General features: G+C 74.2%; 13 protein-coding genes and 3 pseudogenes. 10 read left to right on the forward strand and 6 right to left on the reverse strand.

Going from position 1 to position 17,289, the window contains the following annotated elements:
* Window positions 1–86: 86 nt before the first annotated feature.
* Together ACSNN9_RS02225 and ACSNN9_RS02230 are read left to right on the forward strand one after the other, a co-directional pair.
* Window positions 87–275, forward strand: coding sequence for a hypothetical protein (locus ACSNN9_RS02225; protein WP_436670939.1), 189 nt, complete (start codon window positions 87–89; stop codon window positions 273–275).
* Window positions 276–447: 172 nt separating this feature from the next.
* Complete coding sequence (locus ACSNN9_RS02230; RefSeq protein ID WP_436670940.1) at window positions 448–975, forward strand: DinB family protein; 528 nt, start codon at window positions 448–450, stop codon at window positions 973–975.
* 57 nt (window positions 976–1,032) lie between these two features.
* Here the strand turns inward: ACSNN9_RS02230 and ACSNN9_RS02235 are convergent, their stop codons facing one another.
* Window positions 1,033–1,338: a hypothetical protein gene (locus ACSNN9_RS02235; RefSeq protein WP_357876626.1), complete on the reverse strand. Its 306-nt coding sequence runs from the start codon at window positions 1,336–1,338 to the stop codon at window positions 1,033–1,035.
* A 246-nt stretch (window positions 1,339–1,584) separates the two neighbouring features.
* A complete protein-coding gene (locus ACSNN9_RS02240; protein ID WP_436670941.1) occupies window positions 1,585–2,220 on the reverse strand; it encodes a hypothetical protein in 636 nt (211 codons plus the stop codon).
* Between the two features lie 215 nt (window positions 2,221–2,435).
* Here ACSNN9_RS02240 and ACSNN9_RS02245 point away from each other — a divergent pair, with 215 nt between their 5' ends.
* Together ACSNN9_RS02245 and ACSNN9_RS02250 are read left to right on the forward strand one after the other, a co-directional pair.
* Complete coding sequence (locus ACSNN9_RS02245; protein WP_172896549.1) at window positions 2,436–2,606, forward strand: hypothetical protein; 171 nt, start codon at window positions 2,436–2,438, stop codon at window positions 2,604–2,606.
* 79 nt (window positions 2,607–2,685) lie between these two features.
* A complete protein-coding gene (locus ACSNN9_RS02250; RefSeq protein WP_436670942.1) occupies window positions 2,686–4,467 on the forward strand; it encodes a SpoIIE family protein phosphatase in 1,782 nt (593 codons plus the stop codon).
* A 7-nt stretch (window positions 4,468–4,474) separates the two neighbouring features.
* Here the strand turns inward: ACSNN9_RS02250 and ACSNN9_RS02255 are convergent, their stop codons facing one another.
* The 3 genes from ACSNN9_RS02255 to ACSNN9_RS02265 form a co-directional block, all read right to left on the reverse strand.
* Complete coding sequence (locus tag ACSNN9_RS02255; protein ID WP_436670943.1) at window positions 4,475–5,338, reverse strand: alpha/beta hydrolase family protein; 864 nt, start codon at window positions 5,336–5,338, stop codon at window positions 4,475–4,477.
* 97 nt (window positions 5,339–5,435) lie between these two features.
* Window positions 5,436–6,653 carry a glycosyltransferase gene (locus tag ACSNN9_RS02260; RefSeq protein WP_436670944.1) on the reverse strand — a complete coding sequence of 406 codons (1,218 nt, stop codon included), beginning with the start codon at window positions 6,651–6,653 and terminating at the stop codon, window positions 5,436–5,438.
* 222 nt (window positions 6,654–6,875) lie between these two features.
* Window positions 6,876–8,096, reverse strand: a complete 1,221-nt coding sequence (locus tag ACSNN9_RS02265; RefSeq protein ID WP_436670952.1) for a globin domain-containing protein — start codon at window positions 8,094–8,096, stop codon at window positions 6,876–6,878.
* Window positions 8,097–8,253: 157 nt separating this feature from the next.
* Here ACSNN9_RS02265 and ACSNN9_RS02270 point away from each other — a divergent pair, with 157 nt between their 5' ends.
* Together ACSNN9_RS02270 and ACSNN9_RS02275 are read left to right on the forward strand one after the other, a co-directional pair.
* Window positions 8,254–8,826, forward strand: a complete 573-nt coding sequence (locus tag ACSNN9_RS02270; RefSeq protein ID WP_436670945.1) for an Rrf2 family transcriptional regulator — start codon at window positions 8,254–8,256, stop codon at window positions 8,824–8,826.
* A 9-nt stretch (window positions 8,827–8,835) separates the two neighbouring features.
* Window positions 8,836–9,477: a class I SAM-dependent methyltransferase gene (locus tag ACSNN9_RS02275; protein ID WP_436670946.1), complete on the forward strand. Its 642-nt coding sequence runs from the start codon at window positions 8,836–8,838 to the stop codon at window positions 9,475–9,477.
* 124 nt (window positions 9,478–9,601) lie between these two features.
* Here ACSNN9_RS02275 and ACSNN9_RS02280 read toward each other — a convergent pair whose 3' ends face one another.
* The gene (locus ACSNN9_RS02280) at window positions 9,602–10,864 is read right to left on the reverse strand and encodes a hypothetical protein (protein WP_436670947.1); all 1,263 of its coding nucleotides are present in this window, start codon (window positions 10,862–10,864) and stop codon (window positions 9,602–9,604) included.
* A 504-nt stretch (window positions 10,865–11,368) separates the two neighbouring features.
* Here ACSNN9_RS02280 and ACSNN9_RS02285 point away from each other — a divergent pair.
* The 4 genes and pseudogenes from ACSNN9_RS02285 to ACSNN9_RS02300 all read left to right on the forward strand — a co-directional run.
* Window positions 11,369–13,426 (forward strand): DNA gyrase/topoisomerase IV subunit B, encoded by a 2,058-nt coding sequence (locus ACSNN9_RS02285; RefSeq protein ID WP_436670948.1) that lies wholly within the window; start codon window positions 11,369–11,371, stop codon window positions 13,424–13,426.
* A gap of 29 nt (window positions 13,427–13,455) precedes the next feature.
* A pseudogene (locus ACSNN9_RS02290) lies at window positions 13,456–13,716 on the forward strand (DNA gyrase subunit A); the annotation flags it as partial.
* Window positions 13,690–14,520: pseudogene (locus ACSNN9_RS02295) on the forward strand (LAGLIDADG family homing endonuclease); the annotation flags it as partial. The pseudogenes ACSNN9_RS02290 and ACSNN9_RS02295, both read left to right, overlap by 27 nt.
* A gap of 489 nt (window positions 14,521–15,009) precedes the next feature.
* Window positions 15,010–17,250: pseudogene (locus tag ACSNN9_RS02300) on the forward strand (DNA gyrase/topoisomerase IV subunit A); the annotation flags it as partial.
* Window positions 17,251–17,289: the final 39 nt, after the last annotated feature.

Below are 17,289 nucleotides of genomic sequence, written 5' to 3' on the forward strand. Positions count from 1 at the left end.
ACGGGCGCGATCGGCGACGCCGCGGGGTTTTCCCGGCGGCCGGTCGGGTACCGGCGGGGACGTGAGCGACGGAAGGGGACGCGGTGATGGGTGAGCAGCGGCAGGAGCACCCGGGGGACGCGCCGGGCGTACCGCAGGACGCGGCGGCGCGCGAGACCCGGCAGGCGCAGGAGGCGCACGGGGGCAGCATGGCCCCCGGCCTGGTGGACGACACCGGACACCCGGTAACGGACGACCCCGCCGAGGTCGCCGGAGAGGACACCGCCAGCGGCTGAGCTCGTCCAGCGCGGCGGCGGCCGTGGCCGGGCTGGTCGCCGACACGAGCCGGCCGGGCGGGTCGCCGCCAGGAGTTGGCCGGGCAAGCCGCCGGCACCGGCCGGCCCGGGGGTCGTGGCGCCAGGTCTTATTCCGTCGACCGGGGCCACCGCCCTCGGGGATGATCGCCCGATGGCGGCAACCTCCCGCGCGCTCCTGCGCTTCCAGTTCGACCTGACGTGGTCGCTGTTCGAATACCACCTCGAGCGCCTCGACGCGGCGGACTTCCTCTGGGAGCCAACCGCGCTCTGCTGGACGGTGCGTCGCGGCCCCGACGGCCGCTGGACACCCGACTGGGCCGACACCGAGCCCGACCCCGTGCCGGTGCCGACGATCGCCTGGCTGTCGTGGCACATCGGCTGGTGGTGGACGGTGACCATGGACCATCTCGCAGGACGGCCACCACGGCAGCGCACCGACGTCGGATGGCCGGGCGCGGGCGAGCCGACGGTCGCCTGGCTGCGCGGCCTGCGCGCCGAGTGGCTCGGTCAGCTCGACCGCCTCGGCGACACCGACCTAGAGGGTGCCGCGCCGTTCCCGTGGCAGGACGACTCGGGGCACACGGTGGCGCACACGCTCGGCTGGGTCAACGCCGAGTTGATGAAGAACGCGGCCGAGATCGGTCAACTCCGGCTGCTGCGCGCGGCCGGACGCGCCTGACGCCGCACGCTCGGCACGGGCGCCGTCCCGGCCGCGACCCGGCCGTGGGCGCGCCGGTCAGGAGCGTCGGCCCCTGGTCCGCAGCGCGTCCTCCGTCCGCTCCTCGACGTCGGCGGCGTCGGGGAAGGACCGCCGGGCCGGTGCCGGGTCCGGCGGCGCGCCGGGGCCCGCCGGCCGCGTGGGGGTCGGTTCGACCGGGCCGAAGCCGTGCCGCCCGGCGGGGCCGGACGGTCCCGCCGGCTCGTCGGCCCGCCGCTCCCCGCGCCGCCCCTCCGGTACGGCGGTCTCCTCGCTGCCCTCGTCCATGGGGTCGTGCTCGCCGGTGCCCCACGGCGGCTCCACGTCCAGCCCGTCCCTGGTCACCCATGCGGTGGTCGCCTCCGGTGGGCGTCGGTCCCCGCCGCGTCCGTCTCCTGCCGTCATTGGCCACCTCGCTGGTCGGTCCGCCGGTACCGGCTCCGATTGCCCGTCGCGGGGGCGGTCATGCCTCGCGGCGACCCGGCGGCCGGACGGCACCGGGCGCAGGGCACGCGGCGGCGCCCCGTGCCGGAGGACACGCGGCGGCGCCCCGCCGCCGAGGAGTCGGCGGGACGCCGCGCGGCACGTCGGTCAGCAGCGGCCGGACTTCGCCATCCGCTTCCTGTTGGACATGCCCATCGCCATGAGCGCGCCGATCCCCTTCGGCGCGTTCCGCGTGCCGCCCACGCGCCCCAGCATTCCCCGGAACACCTCGCCGGGCTTCTGCTGCTCGCCCATGTACGCGGTCATCACGATGAGCGCCCCGGTCATCGCCGGGATCGCCCACTGGAGCATCCGCATCTGCCGCTGACACGACGCCACGTTCGACGGCGTGTGCGAGTTCGGCTCGGTGACCCCCTCGACCGCCGGCCCGCCGGCCTTCTCCAACTTCATGCCGAGCAGCCGGCTGTAGCCGGTCACCGCCAGCGCGCCGACCGTCAACGCCGTCTTCAGCGTGCTGGCCCGGGCCACTCCCGACTGGGCGGCCACCCGGGGGCTCTCCGTCACCAGTTCCCCGACGGCCCCCGCCAGGTGGGCGCCGATCGCTGCGGCGTTCACCGGGGTCCACCGGGCCCAGCCGGCCGAGGCCATCGGCAACCGCTGGGTCGAGTCGTTCATCTGTGCCGCCGCGCCGTTGACGCCGAATGCTCCCATCAGGGAGCCCCCGAACCAGGCCGCCAGGCCCAGGTCGTGCATCGAGCGCAGTGCGGTGTGTCGTTCGGACATCTGATCCCCTTCCACCGTGTCGGGCGGTGCGGCATACCCGCCGCCCGGTCGGCTAATCCCGCCCGTCACCTGCCGATACGCCGCAGCGGCACGGATACCGGGGAAGAGCGGGAACCGGTGGCGTCGGTGCCGACCGACGATCGGGACCGGGCGGGGGGAGTCGGCGGGGCCGGTGGCGGGTAGATCGTCGGACGACCCGACGAGAGGGGAAGCGGATGTCGCAGCCCGAGGAGAGCCGGGAGAAGACCGCGTCGACCGACGCGGTGCTGATGCACCCGGACAACGATCCGCGCAAGACCACGGCCCAGGTGCCGCCGCCGGCCGAGCGCGGCGAGACCCGCGTGGAACGGGACGGCGAGATGGTGCCCGTCGACACCGACGAGTGAACGACGTGCCTCCCGGGCGGCGCGTACGCCGCCCGGGAACGGCGTACGGGCCCGGTGGCGAGGTCGGGAGCGAGGGAACGTGCGTGACGGACGGGACCGGGCGGGAGAACCGGCGGCGGTGGACCACGCACGGATCTTCGCCGCCGCGCCGTCGCCGTACCTGGTGCTCACCCCGGACCTGGTGATCGTCGAGGCCAACGAGGCGTACCTGCGCGCCACCGCCCGCACCCGCGAGGAGCTTCTCGGGCGGGAGCTGTTCGCCGTGTTCCCGGCGAACCCGGACCACCCGGAGGGCAGCGGGGTGCCCAACCTGCGGGCCTCCCTGCTGCGGGCCCGGGACACGGGCCTGCCGGACACGATGGCGTTGCAGCGCTACGACATCCCCGACGGGACCGGCGGCTTCGTGCGGCGGTACTGGAGCCCGATGAACGTGCCGATCCTCGACGACCACGGGCGCGTCGTGCTGCTGCTGCACCGACCCGAGGACGTCACGGACTTCGTCCAGGAACGGCGACGGAGCGGGGACGAGCAGGCCCGCGGCGAGACCTTCCGGCGACGCATGGAGGAGGCCGAGGCCGACCTGTACGCCCGGGCGCGGGAGCTGCGCGGCGCGCTGGAGGCCCAGGCGGTGGCGAACCGCCGCCTCGCCACCCTGGTCGACCTGGCCGCCGACCTGGCCGGCTGCGAGAGCGTCGCCGAGCTGACCGAGGTGGTCGTCGACCGGGGCCTCGGGGCGCTCGACGCCGACGGCGGCGCCGTGGCCGTCCGGGACGACGACGGCGACCTGCTGCGGCTCACCCTCACCGACAGCCTCGGTGGTGTCGCCCGCGCCCGCTTCGCCGAGCTGCCGCTGACCGGCCCGCTGCCGTCCAGCGTCTCGGCGTACGCGGGCCACACGGTCTTCCTGCCCGACCGGGCCGCCGCCCTGGACTTCACCGCCGGGATGGCCGACGTCGTCGCCTCGACGGGGCTGGAGGCGTGGGCCGCCCTGCCGCTGCGGGTGGGGGAGCGGCTGCTCGGCTCGCTGACCGTCGGCTGGCGCGCGCCGCATCCGTTCACGCCGCGCGAGGTCGAGGTGCTGGGCGCGTTCGCGGCGCAGTGCGCGCAGACGCTCGACCGGATCCGGGTGCACCGGGAGCAGCGGCGGACCTCCGAGACGCTGCAACGCAGCCTGCTCTCCGACCCGCCGCCGGTGGCCGGCCTCGACATCGCGGTGCGGTACCACCCGGCGGTGGAGCACGAACAGGTCGGCGGGGACTGGTACGACGCCTTCCGTGCCGCCGACGGGGCCACCACCCTGGTGATCGGCGACGTCACCGGGCACGACCGGGCCGCGCTGGTCGCGATGGCCCAGATCCGCAACACCCTGCGCGGTGTCGCGTACGTGCTGGGCGAGCCGCCGGCGGCGATCTTCGCCGGGCTCGAACGGGCCCTGCGCGGGCTGGGCGTGTCGACGTTCGCCTCGGCCGTGGTCGGACACGTCCGCGTCCCGCCCGCCTCCGGCGACCCGCGGGCGGCGCACCTCACCTGGTGCAACGCCGGCCATCCGCCGCCGGTGCTCGTGCACCCCGACGGCACGGCGCGGCTGCTGGCCACCGACCCGGACCCGCTGCTCGGCGTCGGACCGCTGCCCCGGCGTGACCACGAGCTCCTCCTCGCACCGGGCGCGACCCTGTTGCTCTACACCGACGGGCTCGTCGAGCGACGCGACACCCTGATCGACGTGGGCGTCGAACGCCTGCGGGAGGCGGCCGCACGGCTGTGCCACCTGCCGCTGGAACCGTTCTGCGACGCGCTCCTCGCCGAGCTGACGGCCGAGCCGGACGACGACGTCGCCCTGCTGGCGCTGCGGGTCGGCTGAGGACGGGTCAGCGGGCCGGCAGGTCGGCGGCGAAGCGGGCCACCCGCGCCGCCAGCGGCGCGCTCGCGCGTACCCAGGTGAAGTGGTCCATCCGGGCGCCGGCCTGCGCCGCCGTGTAGCGCTCGCGGACGAGGGGCGCCGCGGCCAGCTTCGCGCACAGGTGGTCGACGGTCTCGTGCGGGGTGTACTGGTCGTCGTCGACGCTGACCGCGAGGACGGGGGTGCGCAGCGCCCGCACGGCCGCCTCGGCGTCCACCCCGTCCAGGTGCGGGAAGCGCCCCGTCCGTGCGGTGTGCGCCCAGTCCCGGATGACCCCGCGCGCCTGCCGGCCGCCGAAGCCCCAGCCGGGCCAGACGCCGAGCAGCCGGGCGGTCGCCGCGATCCCCTGGGTGTACGGCAGGACGCCGTACCCGCGCAGGCCCGGGTAGCTGCGCCACCACGGGACGCCGACGGCGACCAGCGCCAGCCCGTCGACGTCGTGGTCGCCGTGCACGGCGAGATGCAGCAGCGCGGCCTGCCCGCCGAGGGAGTGCCCGAGCAGCAGCGTCCTCCGCCCGTCCCGCCGGGTCTTGAGCGCCGCCAGCGCGGCGCCCACGTCGGCGGCCAGTTCCGGGTAGCCGTACCGGCAGTCGCGGCTCGGCTTCGGGGTGCTCTCCCCGGTGCCGCGCAGGTCGGCCACCGCCACGGCCAGGCCGGCGGCGCGCAGCGCGGCGGTGAACGGCCGGTAGTAGCGCGCCCGGACGCCCATCGCGGGCGTGATCAGCACCAGCGGGGCGTCGGTGACGCCGTCCGGGTCGGGATACACCTGTAGCCCGACGCGGGCCCCGTCGACCTCGACGAACTCCTGCCGGTACTCCCCCGTCGCGTCCACCGCCCCAGGCTACGGCCCGAGGCTACCGGCGGGTAACCGTCAGGTGGCGGGTGTCACGCGTTCCCGGGTCGCCCGCGTCCCGCCACCCCCGCCCGCGTCACGCCACCGCCGGGGCGGGACGACCGACCGTGCTGACCGTGGCGTAGACCGTGCTCAGCTGCTCGGCGCAGCGCTTCCACGAGTACCGGTTGCGGATCCGGTCCAGCGCCGCCGTCGCGTACGCGAAACGCCGGACCTTGTCGGCGAGCAGCCGGCGCACCGCGGTGCCGAGGGCCCGGGGGTCCCGGGGTGGCACGAGGTCGCCGGTCAGGCCGTCGACCACGCTGTCGGCGATCCCGCCGACGTTCGTGCCGACGACCGGCACCCCGCACGCCATGCCCTCCAGCGGGGTGAGCCCGAACGGCGCGTACCAGGGGGCGGCCACCAGCAGGTCCGCCGAGCGGTACCAGGGGGCCAGCTCATTCCGGGGCAGCCCGCCCAGCAGCTTCACCCGGTCGGCGACCCCGCAGGACTCGGCGAGCGCGTGGAGCCGGCGGGCGAAGCCGTCCGCGGGGAGCAGCTCCGTCGGTGGGCCGCCGATCACCACGCACTCGGCGTCCGGCACGGCCGGCAGGGCCCGGACGACGTCCTGGATGCCCTTGTGCTCCACCATCCGGCCGACGGTGACGATCCGGGGACGGGCCGGGTCGCGCACCGCGACGGGCCCGTCGGGGCGGAACAGCTCCTGGTCGACCCCGGCGGGGACCAGCGTCATCCGGGCCCGGGGCACGCCGAGCCGGACCAGCTCCCCGACCTCCTCCTGGCACTGCACGATGACCCGGTCGGCGGCCCGGCCCAGGGCCCGCTCGTAGCCGGCCCGGCCCGGTGGACTGGTGTCCCGGGCGCCCGGCTGCCGCCGCTTCACCGAGCCGAGGCTGTGGTAGGTGAGCACCACCGGCACGCCGGTGCGCCGGCCGGCGTGCAGCGTGGCCAGCCCACTCGTCCAGAAGTGGGCGTGCGCCACGTCCGGCATCCAGCCGCCGTCGCGCCACTGACCGGCCAGCCAGCGGCCGAACTCGCCCAGGTGCGGCAGCAGCTCGTCCGTCGGCACCCGCAGCGCCGGCCCGGCCGGCACCTGGCACACCTGGTAGCCGTCCGGGGTGACCACGGAGTCGGGCGGGAGGGTGGAGTCCCGGCGGGTGTAGACGCGGACGTCGTGTCCCTCGCCGACCAGGGCGGCGGCGAGCTCCGCCACGTGCGTGTGCTGAGCGCCGGATTCCCCCGACCCTCCGACGGCGAGCGGACTGGCGTGCTCCGAGATCATCGCGATACGCATGTGCTTCCTCCATCGGCCGGCCCGTCGGCGGGGACCCGGTCGAGCCCCGGGGCGTCTCCTCGCCGCCTGGCGGACCCCGCCGCAGGAGTCCCTACCCCCGGCCTTCCCTCCTAACCGCCACCTGCCCGGCTCGTCCTGACTCGGCCGCCGCTCGGGTGTGGAGACACCGACGGGCGGCGGGGCGAACCGCCCCACCGCCCGTGACCGCTCGGCGACTGTCGATCAGGACCGGTCGTGCAGCATGCCCGGACCGAAGACCTCGTAGGCGATCCGCTCCACCGGCACCCCCCGGCGCAGCAGGCCGCCCCGGACGGCGTTCATGAACGGCAGCGGCCCGCACAGGTGCACGTGGGCGTCGGGGGAGAGCGGGATCAGCGCCGGATCGACCCGGCCGGCGGTCACCTCGGCGGTCACCCCGGCCAGCTCGCCGTCGGTGAGGTCCTCGTACCAGAGCGCGGTGCGCAGGTTGGGCAGCGCGGCGTGCAGGCGCGGCAGTTCGCCGCGGAACGCGTGCGCCGCGCCGGCCCGGTCGGCGTGCACCAGCACCACCGGACGCTGCGGCTCGGTGGCGGCCAGGTGCTCCAGCGCGGCCATCGCCGGGGTCAGGCCGATGCCCGCGCTGACCAGCAGCAGCGGGCCCTCCCCGGCCACCGCGCTGACCTCGCCGAACGCCGGGCTGAGCCGGAGCACGTCGTCGACCCCCACGCGCTCGTGCAGGAAGGTGGAGACCATGCCGTCGGGGGCGTCGCCGGTGCCGCGTACCCGCTTGACGGTGATCCGCCAGTGGTCGGCGCCGGGGCGGCCGGAGAGGCTGTACTGGCGGATCTGCTGGCCGCGCCCGCCGTCCAGGTCGACGGCGACCGAGGTGTACCGGCCCGGGACGAAGGTGGGCACCGGGCCGCCGTCGGCCGGGACCAGGGTGAACGACACGACGTCCAGCGCCTCGGTGGCCCGGGCGACGACCCGCCAGTCCCGCCAGACGGACTCGCCCTCGGCCAGCCCGGCGGTGGTGTAGAGGCGGGCCTCCCGGGCGATCAGCTCGCAGGCCAGCAGCCAGTAGACCTCGTCCCAGGCCGCCGCGACCTCGGCGGTGACGGCGTCGCCGAGCACCTCGCCGACGGCCGCGAGCAGGTGCCGCCCGACGATCGTGTACTGGGTGGCGGTGATGCCCAGCGAGGCGTGCTTGTGCGCGATGCGGTCCAGGATCGGCCCCCACGGCGCGCTGCTGCCGCCGGTCAGGTGCTCCGCGTAGGCGACCACGGCGGCCGCGAGGGCGGCCTTCTGGGTGCCGGTGGCCTGGTTGCTGCGGTTGAAAGTGTCGAGCAGCTCGGGGTGCGCGTCGAACATCCGCTGGTAGAACCGGCCGGTGATCGCCTCGCCGTGCGCCTGCACGGCGGGCAGGGTCGCCGTCACCACTGCTGCTGAGGACTCCGAGAGCACGATCGTCTCCTTCTGGCTGAACCGCTCGGGCCTCGACAGCAAAACAGGTATTCAAAATACCTCTTCAGGGCCGAAGGTCCCGGGTCCAGGGTCGTCCGGATCACACCCCGGGTCCGGTCGACCGTGGTGGGCGGTCGACAGCGCTGGTTAGGGTCGGGACGTGAAGCTCAACCGGTCCACCGACATGGCGCTGCGCATCGCCATGCTCGCCGCCGCGAACCCGCGACGGATGACCGTGGAGGAGCTGTCCGACCAGCTCGACCTGCCCCGCAACCACGTCGCCAAGGTGGTGCAGCGGTTGCAGCGACTCGGGGTGCTGGTCACCATCCGGGGCCGCTCCGGCGGGGTGGCCTTCGCCGAGGGCGGCGGGGACGCCACGGTGGGGCACGTGGTCCGGGCCTTCGAGGGCGACGACGAGGTGGTGTCCTGCGACGAGCCGGCCTGCTCGCTGCGCGCGGCCTGCCGGCTGCGGGGCGAACTGCGCCGGGCCCGGGACGCCTTCCTCGCCGTGCTGGACGGCGTGACCCTCGGCGGGCTCGTCGACGGGCCGACCGGCCCGGTGCTGCTCGCCCTCGGCCTGCCCCGCCCCCGGCCGGTGCCCGACGCGCCGCCATCGCCGCAGGGGCCGCCGGAGCGCGGCGCGCCGCCGTCGGCCGCCGTGCCGGAGCGTCCCGCGCCGCCGTCCGGTGCCGGCTCGTCGCGGCCCCGGCGGTCCGTACCCGATCCGGTCTGAGGAGTGGCGATGTCCGGCAGCACGGTCTCCCACCCGGTGTTCGCCCGGGTGTTCCGGCGGGCGAGCGTGGCGATGGACCGCGCCGGCGCGGCCGCCCACCGGCGGCGTCTCGTCGCCGGCCTCGCGGGCCGGGTGGTCGAGGTCGGCGCCGGCAACGGCCGCACCTTCGCGCACTACCCGGGCACGGTCGAGCGGGTGCTCGCGGTCGAGCCGGAGCCCCTGCTCCGGGCGGCGGCCCGGGAGGCGGCGGTCGGGGCGCCCGTACCCGTGGAGGTGGTCGACGGCCTCGCCGAGGCGCTGCCGGCGCCCGACGGCGAGGCCGACGCCGTGGTGCTGTCCCTGGTCCTCTGCTCGGTGGCCGACCAGGCCGCCGCGCTGCGCGAGGCCCGTCGGGTGCTGCGGCCCGGCGGGCAGTTGCGCTTCTTCGAGCACGTACGCGCGCAGACTCCGGGCCTGCGCCGCGTGCAGCGGTTGGTCGACGCGACCGTCTGGCCGCTGCTCTGCGGCGGCTGCCACACGGGCCGCGACACGGTGGCCGCGATCCGGGCCGCGGGTTTCACCGTCACCGAACTGGACGCCTTCCGCTTCCCCGACAGCCGGCTCCCGGCTCCCGCCGCCCCGCACGTGCGCGGCGTGGCCACCCCCGACTGACCTGGCCCGCCCCGACCGCGCTCGGGTCTGCTCCCTTCGACCGCGCGGAGGCACGGGTCCTTCCGGCCCGGACGCGGCGGAACCCCGCGCCGGGCGGCACGGGGTTCCGACGACGCGCTCGCGGTCAGGAAACCGTGATCGAGCCGTCCCCGGCGCGGACGCAGGCCACGGAACGCGCACCGGTGCTGGCCGCGCCCGTCAGGCACTGCCCGAGCACCTGGTGGCCGGCGGCGTTCGGGTGCCACGACTCCTGGCAGGTCTGGAAGTAGCTCACGCAGGTGTTCGCGATCCGCTGGATGGCGATCTTGTCCTTGCCGGCGAGGCTGGTGACGAAGACGCCGTTGGGCGGGTTGTCCTGGAGCCGGATCGGGGTGGCCAGGGCGCCGGCCGGGCTGGTCCCCGACTCGCAGAGCCGGGCGCCGTCGAAGGCCCGCTGCACGTTGAGGTAGACCAGGTCGGCGCCGGGGAACTCGGCGGCCAGGGTGTCGCGGGTGGACTTCACCAGGGTGCCCAGTCCCTGCGAGAAGCGGTGCCCCGGCAGCAGGCTGGCCCGGTGGATCGGGCAGCCGGCCGCGTACCGCTCGGCGCCCAGCTCGCGGAACTTGTCCCGGGTGTCGTCCCGGCTGTCCTCCTCGTGGAACCGCGACTCGAGGTCGAACGGCAGCGGGTTGGTGTAGTCCTGGAAGACGACGCGGTGCTGACCGTCGGCGTCGATCTCGCGCAGCGTGGCGAGGAGCTGGCGTACGGCCGAGGTGGTCTCCGCGGTGGCGGCGCTCCACTGCGCCGCGGTGGCCAGGTCGGCGTCGCTGCACGGCTTCTGCTCCACCGGCCCGCCCAGGTAGGCCCAGAACTCCCACCAGCCGGTCCAGGCGTCCGCGATGAACCGGTTGGCGCACTTCTCCGCGACGCTGCCGAAGGTGAACGAGCTGTTGTTCGAGCCGAGCCCGAGCAGCACCAGGTCGATGTCGTGGGTCTGGCCGACCGCGCGGAGCTGGTCGAGCTGGGCGGCCACCTGGCGGCCCTTGGCCCGCGCCGAGGAGGCCGCGGCGATGTCGTGCGGCTGGCCGCCGGAGCAGGCGAGGTTGAACCGGTCCTGGATGCCCGGCAGGCTGGCCCGGTGCAGGGACGCGTTCGCCGAGCGGTGGCAGAAGAACGCGTTGTCGTTCGGGGCGGTCCAACCCGGGAAGCCCTGGGCGACCCCGTTGGCGTCGACCACCGGGGTGTACGCCCCGGCGCCCTCGCCGCTGATGAAGCTGTCGCCGAGCGCCACGGCGGCGGTGGGTGGGGCCGCCGAGGCCGGGGCGGGCAGCCCGACGGCGGTCGACAGGCTGGCGGCGGTGGCGACGGCGAGCGCCGCCGCGAGTGCGGTACGACGGAACCTGGACATGACGTCCCCCATCTGTCCATCGAAACGTGAAAGATCCTCCGAGGGCGCGATCAGATCACTCCCGCACGACGGACGTCAATGGCTCGTCACCAAATCGTTCCGTGCGGGACATCCGCCCCGGTGCGCCGGTCGGCCCCCGCCCGGCAGCAGCGGTCGGGGTCTGGGCTGGCCGGAGCACCCGCCGACCGGTGCCGGCGACCACCCCGCGACGCGCCGGGGCGGCGGCGTCCGTCGCTGCGGGAAGGCGCGCCGGGGCGCGGGTGTTGTGCAGGTGGACCCGCCCGTCGCCGGCTCGTTCGCAAACCGGTCACGGCGGCACCGACGTGCCGGATCCGGACGGAACGCGCGACCGCGCCGCCCGGCTCCGCCCCGCGACGGGGAGCGCGCCTCGCTGCGGGGCGCCGTCGTCCTGTCGCATCTCCCGGTTAGGCTCGCTGCGGCGCGCCGGCCGGCCCGCGACGTCGGACGCGGCACCACATCGCCGAGACCTGGGAGTACGACCAGTTGACCGCAGAGCCTGAGACCCTGTACGGGGCCGACGACCTCACGCACCTCGAGGGGCTGGACGCCGTTCGCAAGCGGCCCGGCATGTACATCGGCTCCACCGACAGCCGTGGCGTGGGTCACCTCGTCAACGAGATCCTCGACAACTCCACGGACGAGGGCGTCGCCGGCCACGCCACGAAGGTGGAGGTGACGCTGCACGCCGACGGCTCGGTCCAGGTCGACGACGACGGCCGGGGCATCCCCACCGACGTGCACGCCAAGTCCGGCATCTCCGGCGTCGAGCTGGTGCTCACCCGGCTGCACGCCGGCGGCAAGTTCGGCGGCTCCGGCTACAAGACCTCCGGCGGTCTGCACGGCGTGGGCGCCTCGGCGGTCAACGCGCTGTCCCGCCGGTTCGACGTCACCGTCCGCCGGGGCGGCAAGGTCCACGCGATGTCGTTCCGGCACGGCGTGCCGGGGATCTTCGACGGCGACGGCCCCGAGGCCGCGTTCACCCCGGGCCCCGGGCTCCAGATCGTCGGCGCGATGAAGCGCGGCCAGCGCACCGGCACCTCGATCCGCTGGTGGCACGACGCGCGCTACTTCGAGACCGGCGCCACGCTGGACGCCGACGCGGTGCGGACGAAGCTGCGCAACACGGCGTTCCTGGTGCCGGGCGTGAGCTACACGCTGCGCGACCACACCGGGGAGGAGCCGACCGAGGAGAGCTTCCACTACCCCAACGGCCTGACCGACATGGTGGAGTTCCTCGCCCCGGCCGGCGACCGGCCCGTCTCCGGCATGCTGATGGTCACCGGCGAGGGCACCTACCGGGAGAACGCCGCCGACGCCAACGGGGTCATGCAGTCCAACGTGCAGCGTCGGGCCGAGGTCGAGGTGGCCTTCCGCTGGGGCACCGGCTACGAGCGCACCGTCGAGTGCTTCACCAACACCATCCGCAACGCGCACGGCGGCACCCACCGCAAGGGCTTCGAGCGGGGCCTGGCGCGTACCCTCGCCGACGCCGTCCGCAACACCCGTGGCCTACTCAAGGCCAAGGAGGACCCGCCCACCCTGGACGACGTCCTGGAGGGCATGACGGCGGTCGTGCACGTCCGGATCCCGGAGCCGCAGTTCACCTCGCAGACGAAGGACGAGCTCTCCACCGCCGGCATCACCAAGGTCATCCAGGGGCTGGTCGAGCAGCACCTGAAGGCCTGGCTGGAGGACCGGAGGACCAAGGCCGAGGCGCGTACGGTCCTGCAGAAGATCGTCGACGCGGCCCGGGTGCGGCTGACGCAGAAGCAGCAGAAGGACGCCGCCCGCCGCAAGACCGCCCTGGAGGGCGCGTCGATGCCGCCCAAGCTGGTCGACTGCCGGGCCGCCGGCATCGAGCGCAGCGAGCTGTTCATCGTGGAGGGCGACAGCGCGCTGGGGACGGGCCGGCTCGCCCGCTCCGCCGAGTACCAGGCGCTGCTCCCGATCCGGGGCAAGATCCTCAACGTGCAGAAGGCGAACCTCCAGCAGGTGCTGGACAACGCCGAGTGCGCTGCCATCGTGCAGGTGCTCGGCGCCGGCTCCGGCCGCACGTTCGACCTCTCCGCGATGCGCTACGGCCGGGTGCTGATCATGGCGGACGCCGACGTGGACGGCGCGCACATCCGCACCCTGCTGATCACGCTCTTCGCCCGCTACATGCGCCCGCTGATCGAGGCCGGCCGGCTCTACGCGGCCATGCCGCCCCTGCACAAGATCACCACCAGGGGGCGCAACCCGCAAACGATCTACACCTACACGCAGGCGGAGATGGAGGCGACGGTCCGCAAGCTGGAGAAGGCCGGCAAGCAGATCGTCACCCCGATCCCGCGGTTCAAGGGTCTGGGCGAGATGGACGCCGACGAGTTGTGGGAGACCACGATGAACCCGGCCACCCGGGCGGTCCGCCGGATCACCCTCGACGACGTCGACGCCGCCGAGCGGATCCTCGAACTGCTGATGGGGGAGAAGGTCGAGCCGCGCCGCAACTGGCTGATCGACTCTGCCGACCGGGTCGACCGCGAGGCGATCGACGCATGAGCACCGCCCGCCGAGAGGGAAGCTGAACCATGGCACGCCGTAAGGACGACCGCGCCAAGGTGGACCTGTCCGCCTTCGACCAGGCCGGCGCGCGGGTCTTCGACAATCCGCTGGTCACCGAGGTCTCCGACTCCTATCTGGAGTACGCCTTCTCGGTGATCCACTCCCGCGCCCTGCCCGACGCCCGCGACGGCCTCAAGCCGGTGCACCGGCGCATCCTCTGGTCCATGTACGAGCAGGGGCACCGCCCCGACCGGGGGCACGTGAAGTCCGCGCGCATCGTCGGGGACTGCTTCGTCGCCGGGACCCTGGTCTCGACGCCCGAGGGCCTGCGGCCGATCGAGGATGTCGACGTCGGCGACCTCGTGTTGGACGGCGACGGGGCTGCCATCCCGGTGGCTGCTGCTTATCGGAATCCGGATTCGGACCTGGTCCGGGTCACGTGGGAAAACGGCCACACCATGGTCGTGACGCCCGGACAGCGGTTCCGTGTGGTGGATGAGGACCTGGCTGTCCGGTGGGTGGAAGCCCGAGACCTGACTGGGCATCTCACTGTCGCGTACGGAACGCGCCGCGGGGCGGCGCCGGCACCCGCATCCGGCGGCGATTCGTACGACTATGTCCGTGGGCTCGTGGTGGCCGAAGGCTTCGCCGTCGATCGGTCTCGCGACGCGGACGGCCGCGTACGGCTGCACATGTGCGACGTCGAACCGCTCGACGTCGCCCACGGGTGGGCCATCGCGAACGGGTTGAACGCCTCCCGAGGCAAGCGCGAAGCAAGCAATCCGCGCCATCGCGACCAGCACATCCTCACGTTCGCCAGGCACGAGGGGCTGCTCGAGGCCGGCACGCCGCTCAGCCACGCGAAGCGCGTGCCCGCCGACGTGCTCGCAAACCGTTCCGCGTGGGCGCCGTTCCTCGCCGGCTTCTTCGACGGTGACGGCTACGTCCGCAAGCGTTTCCGCGAACTCGTCTTCGTGAGCACCAGCGAGGTGTTGGTGCGTCAGATCTACTCCATGCTCGCCGACCTAGGGGTGCACGGTCACCACTGGAACAGCGGACGCGACGGCCACCGCCCGCTTCTCGGCCTCTCCGTCACCGGCCGGGATGCTGCTGTGGTCGCCGAGTTGCTCCTGCCCTGGGTGCGCATCGGTTACAAGAGCGACGGCCTCCGGCGGGTGGTCGAACTGGGCTATCGATACGGGGGCAAACAGGGCAACGACCGCCTGCCGTGCCGGCCGGTGATGCAGGAGTTCACCAACGCCCATCAGGGCGGTGGATGGTTCCGCGACGAGGACGGCAACGCCTTCCGGGCGTCCCTGTCAGGCCCTGGGCACAAGGTGCGGTACGGCAGGGACCGCGACGGCCTGCCCTTGTCGGAGCGGTCGTTTCCGCTCTGGCGCGCGGAGCGGGACGGTTGGGTCCGCAAACTCCGGCGCATCGGTTCGCCCCTCGCCGGCCGACTCGAGGCGTTGGCTGGGCGGTCGTTCCTGCGGGTCGTCTCCGTCGAAGCCGTGGCGTCCGCTACCACCTACGACATCCAGGTCGACTCCGACGAGCACGCCTTCGCGGCTGAGGGCTACGTGGTCCACAACTGCATGGGCAAGTACCACCCGCACGGCGACACCGCGATCTATGACGCGATGGTGCGGCTGGCGCAGAGCTTCTCGTTGAACGTTCCCCTCATCGACGGGCACGGCAACTTCGGCAGCCCGGACGACGGGCCGGCGGCGTCGCGTTACACCGAGGCCCGGATGTCGCGGGAGGCGATGCTGCTCGTCGGCGAGCTGGGCGAGGACACGGTCGACGTCGAGCCCAACTACGACGGCTCGCTGACCCAGCCCACCGTGCTGCCCGCCGCGTTCCCCAACCTGCTGGTCAACGGCGCGTCGGGGATCGCGGTCGGCATGGCGACCAACATGATCCCGCACAACCTCGGCGAGGTCGTCTCCGCCGCCCGCTGGCTGATCAACCACCCGGACGCCACGCTCGACAAGCTCATGGAGTTCGTCCCCGGTCCGGACCTGCCCACCGGTGGCGTGCTGCTCGGGCTCGACGAGGTGCGGCGGGCCTACGAGACCGGGCGCGGCGTCGTCCGGATGCGGGGCAAGGTCGAGATCGGCCCGCTGGAGGGCAGCCGTGGCCGGCAGGCGATCACCGTCGTGGAGCTGCCGTACGGCGTCGGCGCCGAGAAGGTCATCGCGGCCATCACCAACGAGGTCAACAAGACCAAGCGGCTCACCGGCATCGCCGACGTCAAGGACCTCACCGACCGCGAGAGCGGCACCCGCCTGGTGATCGAGTGCAAGGTCGGGGTCAACCCGCAGGCGCTGCTCGCCGACCTCTACCGGCTCACCCCGCTGGAGCAGTCGTTCGGCGTCAACAACCTGGTGCTGGTCGACGGGCAGCCGCAGACCCTCGGGCTGAAGGCGCTGCTGGAGGTCTTCCTGGCCCACCGCTACGAGGTCGTGACCCGGCGCAGCTCCTACCGGCGCCGCAAGCGCGAGGAGCGGCTGCACCTGGTCGACGGTCTGCTGATCGCCCTGCTCGACATCGACAGGGTGGTCAAGCTGATCCGGGCCAGCGAGGACGCGCAGGCCGCCAAGGACGGCCTGATGCAGAAGTTCAAGCTCTCCGAGATCCAGGCCACCTACATCCTGGACACTCCGCTGCGCCGGTTGACCAAGTACGACCGGATCGAGCTGGAGGCCGAGCAGGAGAAGCTCCGCAAGGAGATCGCCGAGCTCTCCACCATCCTCGACGACCCGAAGGTGCTGAAGAAGGTCGTCTCCGACGAGCTGGCGGCGGTGGTGAAGCAGTTCGGCGCGCCGCGCCGCACCACGCTCGTCGACGGGGACCTCAAGGAGGTGCTGGCCGCGTCCGCGCCGGCCGGCCCGCTGGAGGTCGCCGACGACCCCTGCCAGGTGATCCTCTCCGCGACCGGGCTGGTCGCCCGGACCGCGGCCGAGTCGGAGGAGGCGTCCGAGGGGCGCCGGCGGCACGGCCGGGTCAAGCACGACGCCGTACGCGCCGTCGTGCACTCCACCGCCCGGGGCCGGGTGCTGCTCGTGACCAGCGCCGGCCGGGCGTTCAAGGTCGACGTGCTGCCGCTGCCGGTCCTGCCCGAGCAGGCGGGGACGGTGTCGCTGTGCGGCGGGATGGCCGCCGCCGAGCTGGTGCCGCTGGAACCGGGGGAGACCGTGGTCGGGCTGGCGCCGCTCGGGCCGGCGGCCGAGGGCTCCCCGGGCCTGGCCCTGGGCACCCGGCAGGGCGTGGTCAAGGTCTGCGCGCCGGAGTGGCCGGTCCGCTCCGACGAGTTCGAGGTGATCGGGCTGCGGGAGGGCGACGAGGTGGTCGGGGCGACCTGGCTCACCGACGGCGCGGAGACGCTCACCTTCGTCACCTCGGAGGCGTCGCTGCTGCGGTTCGCCGCCGGGCTGGTCCGGCCGCAGGGGACCAAGGGCGGCGGCATGTCGGGCATCAACCTGCCCGCCGGTTCCCGGGTGGTGTTCTTCGGCGCGGTCCGCACCGACGACCCGGTTCACGGTGAGCCGATGGTGGTCACCTCGACGGGCGCCACGGTGAAGGTCACGCCGTTCCAGGCGTACCCGGCCAAGGGGCGGGCGACCGGCGGGGTACGGGCCCACCGCTTCCTCAAGGGTGAGACCGACGTGGCCGTCGCCTGGGTCGGGCCGCGCCCGGTGGCCGCCACCGCCACCGGCGAGCCGGTGGAGCTGCCGGCGGCGGACCCGCGCCGTGACGGCTCCGGCTTCGCCGTGATGCTGGGCCCCACCGTCATCGGCCACCAGATCGAACGCGACTGACCCATTGACGGGAAGGGCCGGCTGCACACCTGTCTCTTA

This window comes from Micromonospora sp. URMC 107 (genome assembly GCF_051386315.1).
Taxonomy (GTDB): domain Bacteria; phylum Actinomycetota; class Actinomycetes; order Mycobacteriales; family Micromonosporaceae; genus Micromonospora.